General features: G+C 39.6%; 18 protein-coding genes. 16 read left to right on the top strand and 2 right to left on the bottom strand.

The genetic code is table 11. The features are described from left to right. The first annotated feature begins 238 nt into the window (after nt 1-238). From HMPREF2802_RS06970 to HMPREF2802_RS06930, 9 genes are all read left to right on the top strand, one after another. A complete protein-coding gene (locus tag HMPREF2802_RS06970) occupies nt 239-1,042 on the top strand; it encodes an ABC transporter ATP-binding protein (RefSeq protein ID WP_002472568.1) in 804 nt (267 codons plus the stop codon). A 30-nt stretch (nt 1,043-1,072) separates the two neighbouring features. Then, nucleotides 1,073-2,050, top strand: a complete 978-nt coding sequence (locus HMPREF2802_RS06965; RefSeq protein ID WP_371091352.1) for a FecCD family ABC transporter permease — start codon at nt 1,073-1,075, stop codon at nt 2,048-2,050. Then, nucleotides 2,047-3,063: a FecCD family ABC transporter permease gene (locus tag HMPREF2802_RS06960; RefSeq protein WP_002472580.1), complete on the top strand. Its 1,017-nt coding sequence runs from the start codon at nt 2,047-2,049 to the stop codon at nt 3,061-3,063. The genes HMPREF2802_RS06965 and HMPREF2802_RS06960 overlap by 4 nt, the downstream gene beginning before the upstream one ends. Before the next feature lie 231 nt (nt 3,064-3,294). Beyond that, entirely contained in the window at nt 3,295-4,260 is a 966-nt protein-coding gene (dhaK, locus tag HMPREF2802_RS06955) for a dihydroxyacetone kinase subunit DhaK (protein ID WP_070503256.1), read from the top strand. Nucleotides 4,261-4,273: 13 nt separating this feature from the next. Beyond that, a complete protein-coding gene (gene dhaL / locus HMPREF2802_RS06950; protein ID WP_070503254.1) occupies nt 4,274-4,849 on the top strand; it encodes a dihydroxyacetone kinase subunit DhaL in 576 nt (191 codons plus the stop codon). A gap of 1 nt (nt 4,850) precedes the next feature. After that, nucleotides 4,851-5,225 (top strand): dihydroxyacetone kinase phosphoryl donor subunit DhaM, encoded by a 375-nt coding sequence (dhaM, locus tag HMPREF2802_RS06945; RefSeq protein ID WP_070503252.1) that lies wholly within the window; start codon nt 4,851-4,853, stop codon nt 5,223-5,225. Nucleotides 5,226-5,342: 117 nt separating this feature from the next. After that, nucleotides 5,343-5,843: a hypothetical protein gene (locus tag HMPREF2802_RS06940; protein ID WP_002472539.1), complete on the top strand. Its 501-nt coding sequence runs from the start codon at nt 5,343-5,345 to the stop codon at nt 5,841-5,843. Nucleotides 5,844-6,176: 333 nt separating this feature from the next. Next, the gene (locus HMPREF2802_RS06935) at nt 6,177-7,244 is read left to right on the top strand and encodes a YkvI family membrane protein (protein ID WP_049409700.1); all 1,068 of its coding nucleotides are present in this window, start codon (nt 6,177-6,179) and stop codon (nt 7,242-7,244) included. A gap of 238 nt (nt 7,245-7,482) precedes the next feature. Further along, on the top strand, nt 7,483-8,514 hold the full coding sequence (locus HMPREF2802_RS06930) for an alpha/beta hydrolase (RefSeq protein WP_070503250.1): 1,032 nt from the start codon (nt 7,483-7,485) through the stop codon (nt 8,512-8,514). Between the two features lie 88 nt (nt 8,515-8,602). Here the strand turns inward: HMPREF2802_RS06930 and HMPREF2802_RS06925 are convergent, their stop codons facing one another. Beyond that, the gene (locus tag HMPREF2802_RS06925; protein ID WP_002472567.1) at nt 8,603-9,109 is read right to left on the bottom strand and encodes a GNAT family N-acetyltransferase; all 507 of its coding nucleotides are present in this window, start codon (nt 9,107-9,109) and stop codon (nt 8,603-8,605) included. Nucleotides 9,110-9,817: 708 nt separating this feature from the next. Here HMPREF2802_RS06925 and HMPREF2802_RS06920 point away from each other — a divergent pair. Both HMPREF2802_RS06920 and HMPREF2802_RS06915 read left to right on the top strand, forming a co-directional pair. Further along, nucleotides 9,818-10,435, top strand: a complete 618-nt coding sequence (locus HMPREF2802_RS06920) for a DUF47 domain-containing protein (RefSeq protein ID WP_049408058.1) — start codon at nt 9,818-9,820, stop codon at nt 10,433-10,435. A gap of 13 nt (nt 10,436-10,448) precedes the next feature. Further along, the gene (locus HMPREF2802_RS06915; protein ID WP_002472514.1) at nt 10,449-11,465 is read left to right on the top strand and encodes an inorganic phosphate transporter; all 1,017 of its coding nucleotides are present in this window, start codon (nt 10,449-10,451) and stop codon (nt 11,463-11,465) included. Between the two features lie 438 nt (nt 11,466-11,903). Here the strand turns inward: HMPREF2802_RS06915 and HMPREF2802_RS06910 are convergent, their stop codons facing one another. Beyond that, nucleotides 11,904-12,740 carry a CHAP domain-containing protein gene (locus HMPREF2802_RS06910; protein WP_002472522.1) on the bottom strand — a complete coding sequence of 279 codons (837 nt, stop codon included), beginning with the start codon at nt 12,738-12,740 and terminating at the stop codon, nt 11,904-11,906. 329 nt (nt 12,741-13,069) lie between these two features. Between HMPREF2802_RS06910 and HMPREF2802_RS06905 the strand changes: the two genes are divergently transcribed. From HMPREF2802_RS06905 to HMPREF2802_RS06880, 5 genes are all read left to right on the top strand, one after another. Next, a complete protein-coding gene (locus HMPREF2802_RS06905) occupies nt 13,070-13,738 on the top strand; it encodes a Bax inhibitor-1/YccA family protein (RefSeq protein WP_049408066.1) in 669 nt (222 codons plus the stop codon). Nucleotides 13,739-14,076: 338 nt separating this feature from the next. Further along, on the top strand, nt 14,077-16,245 hold the full coding sequence (locus HMPREF2802_RS06900; RefSeq protein ID WP_070503249.1) for a helix-turn-helix transcriptional regulator: 2,169 nt from the start codon (nt 14,077-14,079) through the stop codon (nt 16,243-16,245). Between the two features lie 154 nt (nt 16,246-16,399). After that, entirely contained in the window at nt 16,400-16,759 is a 360-nt protein-coding gene (locus HMPREF2802_RS06895) for a transcriptional regulator, SarA/Rot family (protein ID WP_002472520.1), read from the top strand. Between the two features lie 937 nt (nt 16,760-17,696). After that, complete coding sequence (locus HMPREF2802_RS06885) at nt 17,697-18,416, top strand: YebC/PmpR family DNA-binding transcriptional regulator (protein ID WP_070503244.1); 720 nt, start codon at nt 17,697-17,699, stop codon at nt 18,414-18,416. Between the two features lie 2 nt (nt 18,417-18,418). Then, nucleotides 18,419-18,904 (top strand): cupin domain-containing protein, encoded by a 486-nt coding sequence (locus tag HMPREF2802_RS06880; protein ID WP_242249931.1) that lies wholly within the window; start codon nt 18,419-18,421, stop codon nt 18,902-18,904. Nucleotides 18,905-19,294 lie beyond the last annotated feature (390 nt).

The raw sequence follows: 19,294 nt of genomic DNA, 5'->3' as shown, positions 1-19,294 counted from the left end.
ATGATGGGAAGAAATCTTAATATATAGCTGGAGATGATAGTCATATTATGGAAAAGATGATATAATAGCGCCTGTGATAATGATTATCATTTAGTGATAAAAACGTTTATAATAACATGACGTAATGGATATATTGATAGCACGTTAAATAGCTTTATGAAATAGACACAAACGTCTCGAAATGTGAGACGCATCTCTAAAATAAATGATTTCAGTGTTGGAGGAGAGAAGGGAATTTATGACACGTTTAGCAGGTAATCAAGTTACGATAGGTTATGGTGACCATACGATAGTCGATCAACTCGATGTAAATATTCCAGATGGTAAAGTCACATCGATTATCGGCCCTAATGGTTGCGGGAAATCAACATTATTAAAAGCACTCTCACGTCTATTATCTATTAAAGGCGGAGAAATTGTACTTGATGGGGAAAGTATTCACACGCAATCTACGAAAGAAGTAGCGAAGAAGATTGCCATACTACCGCAGTCTCCTGAAGTGGCAGACGGTTTAACAGTCGGCGAGCTCGTTTCTTACGGACGCTTCCCACATCAGAAAGGCTTTGGACGTTTATCAGCGGAAGACAAACAACAAATCGATTGGGCACTTGAAGTGACTGGAACGAAAGAATTCAAGTTCCGCTCAATTAACGACTTAAGTGGCGGACAACGTCAACGTGTATGGATAGCGATGGCACTCGCTCAGAAGACGGATATCATCTTCCTAGATGAGCCTACGACTTATCTAGATATTTCACATCAACTCGAAATACTCGAACTGATTACACAACTCAACCGCGAACAAGGTTGTACGATTGTGATGGTCTTGCATGATATCAATCAGGCTGTGCGTTTTTCAGACTATCTTATCACTATGAAAGACGGTCAAATTGTGAAAGACGGTGAGACGTCAGATGTACTCACTGAAGATATATTGGAGCGCGTTTTTAATATAGATGTAGAAATTAGCACAGATCCGAGAACGGGCAAACCTATGCTTGTAACTTACGACTTGTGTAAGAGAAACTATCCAAATGTGTAGGGAGTATGCAAGATGAAGACGAAAGGTAAAATGAATTATATCACAACACTGATTATCGCCACTTGTCTACTCCTTCTTGTCTTCGCTGGTTCGATCTTACTCGGAGAAGCGAAGGTTAACCTAACTACGATCTTTGAAGCTATCCTTCATTACAATCCTCACAACGAACAACACAATATTATTGCTGAGATTCGTATTCCGCGTGATATCGGTGCGATATTAGTGGGTATCGCACTTGCGACAGCAGGCGCCGTCATTCAAGGCGTAACGAAGAATGGTTTAGCCGATCCAAGCTTGATTGGCTTGAACTCTGGTGCGGCGTTTATGCTGGCACTCACGTATGCGATTATGCCGAGTGCACCATTCATCGTGTTGATGTTTGCAGGCTTTGTAGGTGCATTGCTAGGTGGTTTCATCGTCTTAATGATCGGACGCTCTCGTAGCGATGGCTTCAACCCGATGCGTATCATCTTAGCTGGTGCGGCAGTGAGTGCGTTACTTACGGCACTGAGCCAAGGTATTGCGCTCATGTTCAAACTCAACCAAAGCATTACGTTCTGGAGTGCAGGTGGGGTGTCAGGCACGACTTGGAACCAAATTCTGTGGGCTGCGCCTTTCGTTCTGATTTCACTCGCTGTCATCCTCGGTATGAGTAAGCAATTGACGATTCTCAATTTAGGTGAAAGTTTAGCGCGTGGTCTTGGTCAGAATGTAGCAGCGATTCGTGGCGTGACGCTTGTGATGTCGATGATTCTTGCAGGCATTGCCGTAGCGATGGTAGGCCAAGTTGCCTTCGTGGGTCTGCTCGTGCCACACATTGTACGTTATTTAGTCGGAACCGATTATGCACGCGTCATTCCCGTCTCCGCGATTGCTGGCGGTTTGTTGGTCTTACTGGCTGATACACTTGCTCGCATGCTAGGAGAGGCGCCGATGGGTGCGATTATTTCCTTTATCGGTGTGCCTTATTTCTTATTTTTAGTTAAAAGAGGGGGTCGTTTCTCATGATAGATCCCAAATTACGTTTGAAACAGTTAGTCACGCTCGTCATCTTGGTGGTCGTACTATTGTTAGCTTGTGCGTGGAGTATGACTTCAGGTGATTATAAAATGTCTGTCGGTACCTTCTTTAAAACTTTATTTGGTTTCGGAGATTATACTGATTCACTTGTGCTTCTGCAATTCAGAATGCCACGTATGCTGATTACAATCTTAGCAGGTGCTGCGCTAGCGCTTAGTGGTGCGCTGTTACAAAGTGTGACACGTAACCCACTGGCTGAACCTGGTATTCTTGGTGTGAACGCAGGAAGCGGGTTCTGTATTGCGTTATTTATAGGTATCGGCCATGTGAATGCTGACAACTTTGTCTACGTCTTACCACTGATTAGTATGATTGGTGGCTTGCTGACAAGCTTTGTCATCTTTAGCTTTAGTTACAATCGAGGTAAAGGGATTACGCCTGCGAGTATGGTGCTTGTCGGCGTAGGGATGGCCTCTGCTTTAAGTGGTGGTGCCCTCACAGTGATGGCGACCTTTGATAAAGATCAATCGGAATTTATCGCTTCATGGTTAGCTGGAAACATTTGGGGCGACGAATGGCCATTTGTAATTTCCTTTATTCCGTGGTTAATCGTTCTCATCCCGTATGTGTTTGCGAAATCGAACGTGTTGAACTTATTAAACACACATCCTGATATTGCACAAGGTATGGGTGTGAAAGTGTCACGTGAACGCTTTATCATCCTATTTGTGGCTGTGTTATTATCTTCAGCTGCTGTTTCTGTAGCCGGCGCAATTGGCTTTATCGGGTTGATGGGGCCTCATATTGCTAAAACGATTGTTGGGCCACGACATCAATTATTTATGCCGCTGTCTGTCTTAATCGGTGCATGTCTACTCGTCATTGCAGATACGATTGGACAAACCATCATCCAACCGACTGGCGTTCCGGCCGGTATCGTCGTCGCGATTATCGGTGCGCCATACTTCTTGTACTTAATGTATCGTACAAAGTCAGTTTGATGTTGGTTAAAAGAAATAAAGAATAAGTTATTCGATAGGCTTTCAAATGAACTTCCAATTGCGGAATTCATTTGAAGGCCATTTTTAATATGAAAGAAATAATTGGCCTATAACGCAATAGCGGAATATAGAGATAGCGTTTTACTTAGCTAGCATTTTACAAAACCTCTAAATAGGTGAGAGGGACTCAAATGTTCTATAATGGAAGTAAGTTGAGAGGAGGTTGTTCAAATGAAGAAACTCATCAAGTCTAAGACGAATTATGTGCAAGATATGTTGGCAGGTTTAAATGTGAGTCAGGATGATATTGAAATCATTGAAGATACTGTGGTAGTGAGAAAGCAGAAGAAATCTTCAGGCGTTGCGCTTGTGTCTGGTGGTGGAAGTGGGCACGAACCTGCTCACGCGGGTTATGTCGCAGAAGGTATGCTAGACGCAGCAGTGTGTGGTGAAATCTTTACTTCGCCCACACCGGATAAGATTCTTAGTGCGATTAAAGCAGTTGCTACAGAAGCAGGCGTATTGCTTATCGTGAAGAACTATGCGGGCGACGTCATGAACTTTGAGATGGCTCAAGAAATGGCTGAGATGGAAGGCATCTCTGCGAAAATGGTCGTAGTTAAAGATGATATTGCGGTAGATAACGAAGAACAGCGGCGTGGTGTGGCTGGCACAGTCTTCGTTCACAAATATGCTGGTTATCTCGCAGATCAAGGTGAGTCGCTTGACGATATCTTGGCTCAAGTAGAGCATTTGCTCACTCAAATGAAATCAATCGGAATGGCATTGCAACCTCCATATGTGCCAACGACGGAACAATATGGCTTCGATTTACACGATGACCAAATGGAAATCGGTATTGGCATCCATGGGGAGCGAGGCATTGAGCGTACTGAAGCTAAACCGATAGATGAGATTGTTAAGCAACTGGTGGAACGATTACGTGAAGAAGTTACTACAACAGAATGGATCGTAATGGTCAATGGAATGGGTGGTACGCCACTTTCAGAATTGCTCATCGTTACGAAATACCTCAGCGCTTATTTAGATGAACAGTCGATTGCGGTTAAGAATTGGTATGTTGGTGATTATATGACCTCATTAAATATGGAAGGTTTTTCGCTCACGGTTATTCCATATGACACTAAAGTAGATGAAGCCTTGAAAGCACCGACGACGAGTGCGTATTTTAACTAAGGAGGGAGAAAAGATGGAAGTAGCCGAAATGAAAGAGAGATTACTTCAACTTGCGGAGACGTTTGCTGAACAAGAAGCGCATTTAACTGAGTTGGACCGTGCAATTGGTGACGATGATCACGGCGTGAACATGTTGAGAGGATTCAAAGCGTTGTCAAATCAAATTGATGATAGCTCAATGGCGCAACTCTTTAAGTCGACGGGGATGACGCTCATGTCACAAATTGGTGGCGCGTCAGGTCCGTTATATGGCTTTAGTTTCGTTAAAATGGCCCAAGTTGTTGATGAGGATTTCAGCAAAGAACAGTTACCTAACGTGTTAGAAGCGTTTGCTGAAGCGGTCGCGCAAAGAGGTAAAGTTGAACGTGGTGAGAAAACAATGTTTGATGTGATTGATCGTGCGCGTGAAGCGGTTGCGAATGGGGAACGAGTGACGCTAGAAGTTCTCCAAGGTTATGCTCAAGATACGATAGATTTAGAAGCGACGAAAGGTCGAGCAGCGTACTTTAAAGAAGAATCTATCGGACATATGGATCCAGGTGCACAAAGTAGTGTTTATATTCTCAACGCATTGATTGGAGAGGTGTAAAATGAGTGCGATCTTGTTAGTGAGTCATAGTCGACACATTGCAGAAGGTACGCGCCAATTGCTCAAACAAATGGCAGGCGATGTCGATGTTTACGCAGTTGGTGGCGTGGAAGACGGTAAGGAGATAGGAACGTCCTTTGATGCGGTTCAGGAGCAGATCAATAACATCGATGAAGACCTCATGTGCTTTTACGATTTAGGTTCTGCAGAGATGAACTTAGATATGGCGCTAGAAATGTATGAGGGCAACTACGAACGTGTGAAAGTTGAAGCACCTATCGTCGAAGGAAGTTTCACGGCGGCAGTGAAGCTCTCTACAGGTGCATCATTGGATCAAGCGCTAGAAGAAGTGAAGAAACATTATGCCTTTAAATGATTTACGACATCATATATGATAGAATTAATATTAACTAACTTGAAAAAGATGAATGCTTAATCTATTAAGAAACAACCCATCTTTAACACTACAGCTGATTATTAGGAGGACATTGCCATGCAAGATTTGATAAAGAAACATGTCTTAAACGGCGAATTTGAATCACTGAAACAATTAATGTCCGAAACAGATTTTATGGATTTTGAAGAAGCATATATTTCAAGTGCCCACGAAGTTGAAAGTACGATGTTCTATACATGTATTTTAGATATGATGAAGCAAGAAGAAACGGCTGAATTACATGATTTGGCTTTCTTACTGCTCGTCTATCCTCTCAGTGACGTGAAAGGCGCTTTAGATTCAGCGTATTATCATGCTGAAGCTTCCATAAAGTTAACTGACGGCAAAGAGGTGAAGAGTCTCTTGCAGATGCTCTTACTTCACGCAGTACCAGAGCCTGTGATTTCTGATAAAAAGGCTATGGAAATTTCACGACAAATATTAAAGCTCGACCCATCAAATAACGTAGCGCGTAACGTCTTGAAAGACACAGCGAAACGTCTCGATAATGTGGTCGTTGATTTCGACGAACTCAACAATTATCGTAATGCGAAATAATATGTAGTAAATGTAAACAGAAGTGTTGGATTAAACAATACTTCTGTTTTTTTATTTTAATAATCTGTGACAAATGATTGAACAATTAATGAAGGTGAATAAAAATACAAAAGCGATTCAGTTTTATTTTTCTTATCACTGGAGTTATGGAGGATAGCGCTTTCATGAAGTGATTTTTAAAAAGTAAGATGAATTAATAAAATTTCATCAATATTCTTAAATCTTTTTAAAATAAGTGTATAAAAGCCGTAATATAACTTTTTTGAGGTTGCAAAAAGTTTAAAGTACGTTATAATTACGAAATGTGTTAACTAAGAGGAGGTTATAAATCACATGGGGTTGAATAAAGAAGCTATTAAAATTGGTTTCGCTTATGTCGGTATCGTTGTCGGTGCCGGATTCTCAACAGGACAAGAAGTTAAACAATTCTTCTCAGATTTTGGTTTATGGTCATACATTGGTGTTATCATCTCAGGTGTGATCTTGTCGTTCATTGGTCGTCAATGTGCGAAGATCGGTGTAGCCTTTGATGCTCAGAACCATGAATCTACATTAAGTTATGTTTTCGGTAAAAAATTCAGTAAAATCTTTGACTATATATTAGTCTTCTTCTTATTTGGTATCGCAGTAACCATGATTGCCGGTGCAGGTTCAACGTTACATCAAAGTTATGGTGTGCCTATTTGGCTAGGTTCACTCGCGATGACAATCGTTATTTACTTATCACTAATCATGGACTTTAATAAAATCGTTCGTGCATTAGGTATTGTTACACCATTCTTAATCGTAATGGTTGTAATTATCGCAGCTGTGTATCTCTTTAAAGGAGATATACCTCTTAACCAAGTCAATAACAACGTTCCAAGTCCAAGTATTTGGAAAGGTATTGGAATGGGTACTTTATACGGTGGCTTAGCCTTTGCAGTTGGATTTAGTACAATTGTTGTTATTGGTGGTGACGCTTCTAAACGTGGTGTTGCCGGAAGAGGTGCATTATTAGGCGGTATTATTTATACAGTATTACTAGCACTAATTAACTTTGCATTACAATCAGAGTACCCTCACGTTTCAGAGGCATCTATTCCAACAATTACATTAGCGAATGATGTTCATCCTATTTTAGGTATTATCTTATCAGTTATTATGCTTGCTGTTATGTATAATACAATTTTAGGTCTATTATATTCATTCGCAGCGCGTTTTACAGAACCATATAGTAAGAAATATCACATTTTCATCGTAATTATGTGTATTGTAGCTTACTTATGTACATTCGTTGGATTCGAAGTACTTGTAAACAAATTATATAAAATTATGGGTGTTGTTGGTCTTGCAATCGTTATTGCAGTTATCATCAAATACGTTATCAGAAAACGTCAAGATGAAGACCACATTGCATAATTCAATCTTAAGTCATCTCATCGTTCGCGATGGGGTGGCTTTTTTAGTATGGTCTAATTAGTAAAAAAAAGGTGGTATTGACAAGAGGCCTTTTACCATAAGATAGAACTTGAAAGAACCCAGCTATAATCGTCAAGAACAACTATACTTCACACACCTAGTCATTTTAGTTAAGATAAAGTTAAGCTAACTCACGATAGCCGAGTGTATAAATACGATGTGAAGGGATACAGAAGCCATGAAGACAGAAAGACGATGGACGATGGTCACTTTCGTTATCATATTTATCGTCGTGTGTATCACTGCTGGCTTGCTCAAGATACATTACGATCATGATCATAAGAAAGATACGAAAGAGAAAGTACAAATCAACAATAAGAATGTGAATGCTTTTACTAATATTAGATATAGTAAAGCGTATCCGAATAGTCGCCTGGATATCTTAACACCGACGTCGATGGATCACGATAACAAGCTGCCGGTCATCTTCTGGATGCACGGTGGCGGATTTATTGCGGGGGATAAGCAGTACAAGAACCCGTTGCTCGCGAAGTTGGCGGAACAAGGGTATATCGTGGTGAATATTAACTATGCACTCGCGCCGAACAGCAAATATCCCGTTCAAATTAAACAAATTAATGATGCGGTATCGTTTATTAAAGAGAACAAGCATGATTTGCCAATTAATTTCGATCAAGTCGTGTTTGGCGGCGATTCAGCAGGTGCGCAAATGTCGAGTCAATATGTCGCGATGCAGACGAATAAGTCGTTGAGAAACGAAATGCATTTCAAGCCACAATTTGACTCAGATCAAATCAAAGCAGCCATCTTCTATGGTGGTTTCTATAATATGAAGACCGTACGTGCGACAGAGTTCCCACGTATTCAATTGTTTATGGAAAGTTATACGGGTGAGCGTGATTGGGAGAACCAATTCAAGAATATTTCTCAAATGTCCACGATTAATCAAGTGACGGATGATTATCCACCGACGTTCTTGTCTGTCGGAGATGTGGATCCATTCTTCAGTCAGAATAAGGCCTTTGCGAAGAAGTTAGAGGATACAGGTGTTCCGATAGATACGTTGTTCTATGATGGCAGTCATCACTTGCATCATCAGTATCAATTCCATCTGGATTTACCTGAGTCCAAGACCAATATCAAAGATACGCTGAAGTTTCTCAGTCGTAATACAGATTCCTCTGGTGTAGAAACAGATGTGAAGCCTGAGGATGAGAATGCTTACGGTGTAGAGTTAAATCCTTATTAGGTTAAAATAAGCCAACGTTGGAAGGACGCAAGCGTGTTTGAACGTGCGCGTCTCCAATGTTGGCTATTGTTATATAGAAGTGCGATAGCTAAAGTAAAAGTTTAGACATCACGTATTTATTGTAGTATTTGTGATCGATATATAGTTTGTCGCGTAATTCGCCTTCGATTTGATACCCTGCATTTTTAAATAATGTCACTGCTGTCGTGTTCTGAGGAACGACAGAGATTTCGATGCGGCGAATGTGACGATTGAGACACCATGCTTCAACAGAGTTGATGAGTGACTGTCCTAAGCCTTTCTCACGGTAATGCTTAATGACACCCATCGTAAATTTCGCTTCGTGTTTCGCACGCTCGAGATCCTCTGTCTCAACGATGGCATAACCGACGAGCTCATCGTTGTACTCTGCGACGAAGATCGTATTAGATGGCGACGTGATGATGCGCTCGAGATTCGAGATGATTGTCGACTGAGAGGGCGCATATTCGCCAGGATTATATAACATGTAGTCAGCATCGTCATAAATCGAGCTTAATAGCTTCGTAAATGCCTCTACATCTTGAATACTTATTTCACGGATCAGATGTGCCAATCCAGTCACCTCATTTTCGGACTTTTTAACAGTTATTATTATATAAAATAACACTTTAAACACATATTTACTATAATTAAAGCAGAAGTTTTTGATCTTTTTACTAAAAATAATTTCTCATTAGATAAAAAGATAACGTACAGCTATATTCTTCACTAAAACAGTCTAATGAGATAAAAAAGTGAGTTAAGTATCGAAAAAATGTTGGCTGAAGATTGTAGAGGGGACGGTTGAATTTGTACAATAGAGGTGTGGGAACGGCTTGATAAAGGTTGGTACTAATTTAAAGGTATCTAATTTTCAATCTTTACATTGTGAGGTGGAGATACAATTACAAAAAAGCGAGACGACATCATACGTTAATCTGCATTATCGCTAGCGAGAAACTGTTTCGAACCTCGAATTATATATAAGTTGCTTTTTAAGCACTGATGAATTTCAACTTACTTCTTTAAGATTTTGTAAATTTAATTGTAGGATTGTTAATTTTGTGCTATTTTCAAGTAAGACAAATCATCATTTATAGGGTGTTATTATAGAAATAAATGATGCTCACACATCATCAGATACATAAATAACTACAGGTAATTGGATGAGTATACGCACCCCCATTTTACGCAGATAATTTGTCCCCTTAAAGTATTATCTAGTCGAGAAAGGTTTAATAAGTACAGGTGTTAAACACCTACAAAATGGAGGATTATTTGAATGTTTAACAAGAAAAAAGACAAGTTCATGGTGCAACTTGAAGAAATGGTCTTTAACCTCGACCGTGCAGCAGTGGAATTTGGAAAGATGGACTTCAATACACATTTAGACTTGAAGGCGTATTCAGACAATATCAAGACGTATGAGTCACACGGAGACGAGCTCATGCATCAAGTGGTTTCTGATCTGAACCAAACGTTTATTACGCCAATCGAGCGTGAGGATATTCTGTCACTCAGTAACGCGATTGATGATGTCCTTGACGCGATTGAAGAAACGGCAGCAATGTTTGAGATGTACTCTATCGAATATACAGACGAGTACATGGCAGAATTTGTTGAGAACATTCAGAAAGCCATCGCTGAAATGAAGCTTGCGGTAGGCTTGCTCGTAGATAAGAAGCTCACACACATGCGTATTCACTCTATCAATATTAAAGAGTTTGAAACGAACTGTGATGGCATCTTACGTCAGTCTATCAAGCATATCTTCAACAGCGAAACTGATCCAATTACTTTGATTAAAATTAAAGAAATATACGAGAGCATGGAAGAAATTGCTGATAAATGTCAGGCAGTCGCAAATAACTTTGAAACAATTATCATGAAAAATAGCTAAGGAGTCCTCAATTATGGATTATATTCTAGTTGTCACGATAGCGATCGTCATCTTTTCACTCGTCTTTGACTTTATCAACGGGTTCCATGATACTGCGAACGCTGTAGCAACAGCTGTTTCAACTCGTGCATTAACACCGCGTACAGCTATCATGTTAGCAGCCGTGATGAACTTCATCGGTGCGCTCACATTCACAGGGGTAGCTGGTACGATTACGAAAGATATCGTCGATCCATTTAAACTTGAGAACGGCTTGATTGTCGTCTTATCAGCAATACTTGCTGCGATTATTTGGAACTTGGTGACGTGGCTCTATGGTATTCCAAGTTCATCATCTCACGCGTTGATCGGTGCTATCGCAGGTGCTGCCATCGCATCTCAGCGTTCATTTGATGTCTTGCATTACCAAGGGTTTACGAAGATTATCATCGTACTCTTGCTGTCACCATTAATCGCATTCTGTGTCGGTTTCTGTATTTATTCTATCGTCAAAGTCGTCTTCAAGAATGCGAACTTAACTAAGACGAATCGTAACTTTAGATTCTTCCAAATCTTCACAGCTTCTCTGCAATCATTCTCACACGGTACCAATGATGCGCAGAAATCGATGGGGATTATTACCCTCGCTTTAATCGTTGCGAACTTACAGCACGGTCCAAGTGTTGAACCGCAACTATGGGTTAAAGTTGCCTGTGCGACAGCGATGGGTCTAGGTACAGCCATCGGAGGTTGGAAGATTATCAAGACAGTCGGCGGTAATATCATGAAGATTCGCCCAGCAAACGGTGCAGCAGCAGACTTGTCTTCTGCGCTCACGATCTTCGTAGCGTCATCTTTACACTTCCCACTGTCAACAACACACGTTGTATCTTCATCTATCCTTGGTGTAGGTGCATCTAACCGTATTAAAGGCGTGAAGTGGACGACTGCACAACGTATGATTATTACGTGGGTCATCACATTGCCAATTTCAGCGTTATTAGCGGCAATCGTGTACTTTATCGTTAATTTCTTCTTTAACTTAATATAAAGCGTCTAGACGTTGTTTGTCTTTCTTGAGCGAGTAGGGGAGGCAAGCAACGTTTTTTGTGTTGTGAAGGGTAAAATCATAGGAAAGAGTCATAGTTTAGTATTCTAGACATATGAGAGCGTATATGAAAGGCTTTTTAAAAATAAGGAGAGAATGAAGCGCTTCGCTAATAATGGCTAGTGACTGTCATTACAAATCGTTATAAGTGCGTACGTGGAAATGGCTGGTTTAAGAACGCCTCGAGGTTGAATGAGCACAAGTCATTTCGAGGTCAGTCATCGATTGTTTAATGAGTAAATAAAGGTGATAGCGTTAATACTTTTACCAGAAGAAGGTTGAGAAATAAAAGTCTACAAAAGTGCATAAAAAAGACACGTCTTATCTGCATTCACCTGAACAGTGAAATGGATAAATGACGTGTCTCTCTTTCTTATCTAATTAATGAATATAGCTATAGCTAGAAGCTTGTGATGCTGGGATAGTGCGGTAGCCTACTGTGCCTGGTGGTGTATTGTAGTTCATTTCTGAAACAAGCACACTGCCGTCAGGATTAACTTGTTCTACGTAAGCTACGTGGCCTACTGGGCCTTCAGTTGTTTGTAAGATTGAACCTACTGCTGGAGAATTGTCTACACGGAAACCGTCAGCTTGTGCTTTAGTTGCCCAACCTTCAGCGTTATACCAGTAAGTACTGATAGGTTTGCCAGTTTCTTGACGACGGTTGAAAGCGTGCCACGTACATTGACCCCAGTCGTAAAGGTTTGAATCGTTAAATGTAGGTGTATCTTGGTCTGAAATATCTGTAGCGCCACCAGAACCGCCTGAACCTACATTTGGTGTAGAGTTATTTGAAGATCCATTAGGAATCTTTAATGTTTGGTTTGGTGAAATTAAATAACCATTAAGGTTGTTCGCTTGCATTAAGGCATCAACAGAAACACCGTATTTGTTAGCGATAATGTTTAGTGATTCGCCTGCTTGAACAGTGTGTGAAGAAGCACCAGATGATTGAGCAGTACCGTTTGAACTAGCACTTGCTCCTTGAGCTCCGCTGCCACCACCGATATTGATCACTTGGCCTGGGAAGACCATGTTATTGTTCAAGTTATTGCTTTGTTTCAATTGATCTGGTGTCGTATTGTACTTGTTAGCGATTGACCATAATGACTCTCCTGATTGCACTGTGTGTTGCGTAGAAGCGTCTGCATCATGATGCGCTAAAGCTGCAGCAGCGCCAGACGCAGCTGTTACTGCAAATGCTACTTTCTTTTTCAAAAGTACTCCTCCTTCAACTTGTTAACACAAGAATTGTGATTTACTAATTGATTTATAACCCATACTAACAAAATTAATCCGATTTGTGTATGTTGTTATAAAGATGTAATATTGTAATAATTTAAAGTCAAATATTTTAAATATAAAAAGCCTTGTTTTGCGCATGGCAATAAGTTATCGCAAAGATTTATGAATATTAGGTATTAATAATGTTGTAATATTTAATATGAAGTATTACATAAAGTAATATGGCAAGCATCACATGATATGTTTCATGACTATTAAAATAGTGAATCATATAATTAAGACTAAAGTAAGGAGTGAAACGTGTGTCAGAAACTACACATTCAGCATCGTCCAAGCATCAACATCAGAAACAATCCCAGTCTAAGTCTCAATCCAAATCCTATGGTAAGGTTTGGCTGTTCTTCGTATATTATTGGATTATCTTCGGTATTGGCTGTTATTTCGGACAATATTTACCTATGTCCTGGCGCCAACCGTTATCCTTTGCACTATTAGTTCTCGTTTTAATCACGTTGTTTGTGAAACGTGCACGTAAATATGGTATCGTTATTTCTCATATTTACACTATCGTATTAGGGTTATTATCCTACGCGACTTTTACGTATTACTTACAAAGCTTAGGAGCTGAAGTCTTCTATAAGAACGTTGCGTTGGCTATCGTAGCGTTTATCGTCTTCGGCTTAATCGGTTATTTCCTTATTAATGATGCATCTGGAATGGGACGCTATCTCTTCGTGACTTTAATCGCCTTGATTATTGCGAGTATCGTCGGAATCTTTATTCATAATCCGATTCTGCATACGGTCATTATGGTAGTCGGCTTACTCCTATTCCTGATGTATACGATTTATGATTTTAACCGCATGAAACGAGGTTCTTTTACCCCTAGAGAACTTGGCTTTAACCTATTCTTAAACTTACTGCATATTATCAAGTACGTATTGCGTATCGCTAATCGTTTGAGAAAGTGATGCACTGACCATCAAGACGCACTAACCTACTAGATACAATGGAAAAGTTAGGGCAACATTGTTGAAGTGATAATTCGAGAAGTTGTCCTAGCTTTTTTCGTTATTCTCCACCCAAGTTCATTCATTATTCAATTGATAGAGTCGCATTTGATATAAGATATAATGATTTGTTAAATAAAATACTAGGTAATCGTTTAATGTATAAGTTATAATAATAGTTCATACTCAATAAGTTGAGAATAGAAAGATTGTCACCTATTGCCTATCGCTTCACATTTGTCAGTCGCACTTCGCTCCTTACATACATATGAAGATCATATATTAAAAGAGGTTCTACTATGAAAACACAATGCTTGCAATTATTAACTGAGAAGCACTATCCCACAGCACGATGTATTGACGGCATATTGCTATTTCTACCGCTCCAAGGCACTCTCGATATACATAGCATTTCCAAAGTTCATTCCGTAACAGACGATTTCATACTGATTAACGATGTTGAAACGTACCAAATTTCTCAGAACGGTACTTGTATTATGTTATATATTGCGAGTGACTGGTTTGAGAAGGTGGGCGTAAATTTCTTTGATTACAAATACATTATCAACTTAATTCAGTCGACGAATGAAATCATGCGTAAGATGTTACAGCTTGCCCATGCGCAACTGACGGATACGTTGACTGAAGCGCAGTTTGAGAAATGGATGACAGATATTGTCCAAATTATCGTCGATGAAGCTAAGATTAATGCGTCTATTGTCAATCAACACTTGAACTATACAGGATATGGTAAGTTTGGTGAGATTCTCGAATATATCTTTAATCACTTGCCAGACAAACTGACACTGAGCGCGCTATCAGAGAAATTATATATTTCGAAATCTAATATTTCCGGCCAGTTCTACAACGTGTTGGGTATTGGTGTGAAACACTATGTCGACTCGATACGTATCGCTAGTTCAATGCGTTATTTAATCGGCGGTAATCATACGTTAGAGGAAATTTCTGAGCAGTGTGGATTCAGTAATGGCGCAAGTTATAGTAAAAAGTTTAAAGCCTATATTGGCGTATCGCCGAATGATTATCGTAATTTAGATAAATCACAGAAAGTCGTTCATCTTGCTACGGCGCAAGAACGTCACTATGACGAAGAAACGTTACTCTCACTTATTAATGACAAAGCGATGCAATGCAGTAGTACGAGTGATATTCGCATTGATGAGGGCAATCCAAAATCATACCGTCCATGTTGTAATGTGCTGCAAATATACACCGTGGCCGAGATGAAAAAGCTATTTTTAGAAGACTTTACATTTTATCGCACAGAAGCAAGTGAACATATCATCTTCTATTGTTTAGTTGATGCGAGAGCACTAACTTATGAACTCACTGAAGAGGAGAAACATCAAATAACGAGCAGTTTATTAGAGAACCAACTGAGTATTGCGTTTCGTATCAACTCTAAAGAAGATCTTCATTGGCATCTTGAGTGTTTATGGCCACTCGTGAAACGTACGATTGAAGGTAACGACAAGTTGACGAAAGAAGCGGCGCAAGGTTTCGCATATATCTTTAATTTAGCGACGATGGATTTGAAGACGATTTACCGTCATTTGATTCATATGCAGAACTACAATTTCCAAGTTGATTTCGGGATTGATATCACACATTTATTGAATCAGCCTACTGAGTTTAAGCAATTAGAAGCACAACTTAAACGTATTAACTTTAAATATTACTTTATCGATAATGCACGGTTGAATCCCCCTTATCTCGTTGAAGATTCAGAACAAGTGCTGACGAAACAGCTCGTTCATTTTACAAATATTAAAGACATCATACAGCGTATGGATATTGATGATCAGAAATACTTCTTGCTCAACTTAGAGAATCGTCTGCTCTCAAACGATCAGATTGCCGAACTGATGGATAGTCCGCCGATTCTGATGGAGATGTTGAAGGAGACGTGGAATAGCTTTGGTGGTATCGGTGTGGATCTGTTTCAGCAGCTGAGCGGTCGTGAGCATCTCTATCTTTATGATAAAAATGGCTTTAGCTCCGTACTCAATATCTTGCTCCATCGTTTCTTAGAGTTGGAGGATATTAAACTCAGAGATTACGGCCACTATATCGTTGCGATGCAGGAAGAGAAGGTCACGATTTATATCTATGACTGGCGCATTCTTGAAGGAGAAGCGCTAGATCGTAAAGCGTTACCCGCACGGATGACGATGGACATTCAGCACAGTATTATCAATGGGAATCATCTGATTTATAGTGAGAACTTTGATGGTAAGCAAGGCAATATTAACCAAATCGTGCCGTCGAGCTTGAGAGACAAGTATGAGTGGTCGACGCCGCTTGTGAAGAAGATTGAGCAATTTAATCAACCCCAGTTCGAAATCTTTGAACATGATTTCAGTCAGTCGACTTTAGAGTTTAAATTGCATTACAATAGTGTGCGCATTATGCATATTTTTAAAAACGAGCAGACGGATAAATTCTAAAACTATTTGCTCATCGCTATATGTTTGTTACAACTTAATTTGAGGTTATTCGTAATTATGACAAAGGAATAGAAACAAATAGCAAAGACAAGGCCTCCTATTATAAGAGAAAATGGTATATAGACTGCCTACTTATAACGGGAGGTGTAACAACATGAATTCTGAGAAGAAGGCGAAGTTGCTTGAAGTTTATAAGAAGTACAAAGGTTTGATGGATTTTCTAAGTACTCATTATAAATTATCAATCAATGATCTAGCGATTTTGGAAGTAATTGAAGAGAATTGTAGTAAGCAAAATATGTTGATGCAACCTTTCTTGAAGATTGCGACGAAAGAGCTGGATTTGAGTCGTACTAAAGTGTTAGCCTCTATTCGCAAGTTGATTAATCAAGACCGTGTGAGTAAAGTGCGTTCTGAGGAGGATGAGCGTAAGGTTCATCTGTTTATGGATGAAGGGAATGCGCAGCGGTATCGTGATTTGTTGGATGAGGTTGAGGCTTTTATAGATAAATAGCGTCTTTGGTAATGAATCTTTGTATTTTTAAAATTGCTACTGTTGTTTGGGAGTGAACAGTAGCAATTTTTTGTGCTCTGTTATTTTATGATTAGTTGAACTAATATAGTGTTTATTACTGTTTGTTCTATTTTAGTGTCTTGTACTAATTTTTCTATGTCTTCGACATAGGATTGCTTATTTGGGAGATAGTGGAATGTATGGCTTAGCCTCTAAAACGCGCTTGCCGAGGGGACGACCTCAACTAATTTTCGCTTTTGTTGCAAGCGAAAATGGATTTTCGGTTTCGTCTTGGATCCCTCAGGCGTCGCGTTTGAGGCTAGACGCCATAGGTATAGTGCCTGGCGCAATCCTGTGTCTTAATGTAGTGATAGCAAAGAATTTAAGCTCATAATAATTGAAAGTTACTGTTCACAACACAACAGTAGCTTTATTTTTGGGTTAGGGAATAAGGTGTATCTTTCTAAACTATAGTTTCTGTTCTCAAACGCACATACTTATAAATTTAAAGTTAAGAAGAGAGTGTATCTTTCTAAACTATAGTTTCTTTCCTTACACAAACTTCTGCTAATTTAGAGTCAAGGAACAGAGCGTATTATTCTAAGTTAAAGTTTCCGTTATCGCACATACATCCTAGCTATTCTAGGGGTGGGGAAAAGGAGTGTCTTCTACTAAGTGCAAGTCTACCCTGATTCACATAATTGCTTTAATATTATGTAAGTAAAGTAATAGGCGAATATGTTGAAGATAGTTTCTGTAGTCGTTTAATAAGAGAGCGTTCGTAAAAAGAAATTCCGTTTAGAGTTGCATTTTTGGGACTACTCATTTTACTCAACATATTAAAACTGGAATCAACGTCTACGTCTAGGTTATGGCTTGTGTATGATGTATAATATATAATGATAATTAGTAGTGAAATAGAAAGCGAGATGACATTATGGGTCGTAAATGGAATAATATTAAAGAGAAGAAAGCCCAAAAAGATAAAAATACGAGTAGAATTTATGCGCGCTTTGGTAAGGAGATTTATGTGGCGGCGAAATCGGGTGAGCCGGATCCGGAATCTAACCAAGCGTTGCGTTTAACGTTGGAGAAAGCGAAGACGTATTCTGTTCCGCGTCATATTATTGATAAAGCGATTGAGAAGGCGAAAGGTGGCGGCGAAGAGAATTATGACCACCTTAGATATGAGGGCTTTGGTCCGAGTGGTTCTATGATCATCGTGGATGCGTTGACGAATAATGTGAATCGTACGGCTTCGGATTTACGTGCGGCTTTCGGTAAGAATGGTGGGAACATGGGTGTTTCTGGTTCGGTGACTTACATGTTTGACCACACGGCAACGTTTGCTTTTGAGGGTGATGACCCGGATGCGGTGCTTGAATCCTTGATGGAACAAGATGTGGATGTGCGCGATATCGTGGATCAAGATGGGCTTATCGTAATTTATGCAGAACCTGATCAATTTGCTCAAGTTCAAGAGGCTTTAAAACAGTATGGTGTGACGGACTTTGAAGTGGCTGAGTTTGAAATGTTGCCACAGAATGAAGTGACGTTATCTGCAGATGATCAAGCGCAATTTGAAAAATTAATCGATGCGATTGAAGAGTTAGAAGATGTTCAGAACGTATTCCATAACGTGGAGCTTACAGATTAATGATTGCTGAAGCGAAGCGTTGGGTTGAGCAATTGGATTTAAATGCGCATCCTGAAGGTGGGTATTATAAAGAGATTATTAAGGATGAAAGTCACCCATCAGAACGCCCTGCTTATACGAGTATTTATTTTCTTCTAACTCAATCGAATATTTCTCATTTTCATCGTATTGATTCAGATGAAATTTGGTATTATCATGCTGGCGATTCGTTAACTGTTCATATGATTCATCCAGATGGGAAGTATGAGAAAGTGACGATCGGTCCGAATATCGAGCAAGGTGATGTGCTACAATATGTGGTTCCTAAAGGGACGATTTTTGGTTCGAATATCGAGGATGGGGACTACGCGTTGGTAGGATGCATGTGTCAGCCTGGCTTTGATTTTAATCAATTTGAGTTGTTTAGTAAGGAAACGCTCAATGACCAATATCCTCATTTGAAAGAGGTTAATGATATCATGGCTTTAGATGCGCAAGATTTAGAATAGGCATAAGCACGAGTAGAGATAGATTTCGCACAGACGGAGTCTATCTCTTTTTATAAATAAAAAGAGTATAGCTCAATATTGAGGCGTAAGAAAACAGTATAATAGATGTGCCTGTAACATTTATAGAAATTGACTTCTGATATAAATGAGAAGCACGCTTAAAATAAATTCTTAAGTAAATTTTCAATGCTTACTCGAGACGCTTGATGGAGTTAGACCACAACGAAAATCCATTATTCTCGCTGTATCAGCGAGAAAAATTAGTTGAGTGTGGTCCTACGCAGTAGCTGTCTGAATTTGAAATGGCTATTGCTATTTCAAATTCTAGTCAGCTTTTCGGGGGAGGTACTACGAAATCAGAGATTTCTGTACTTCTCCCAAGCAAGCGAG

Source organism: Staphylococcus sp. HMSC071G07 (assembly GCF_001811435.1).
Taxonomy (GTDB): Bacteria; Bacillota; Bacilli; order Staphylococcales; family Staphylococcaceae; genus Staphylococcus; species Staphylococcus pettenkoferi.
Note: the sequence above shows the minus strand (reverse complement) of the source record. Positions and strands in the feature narration are given on the sequence as shown.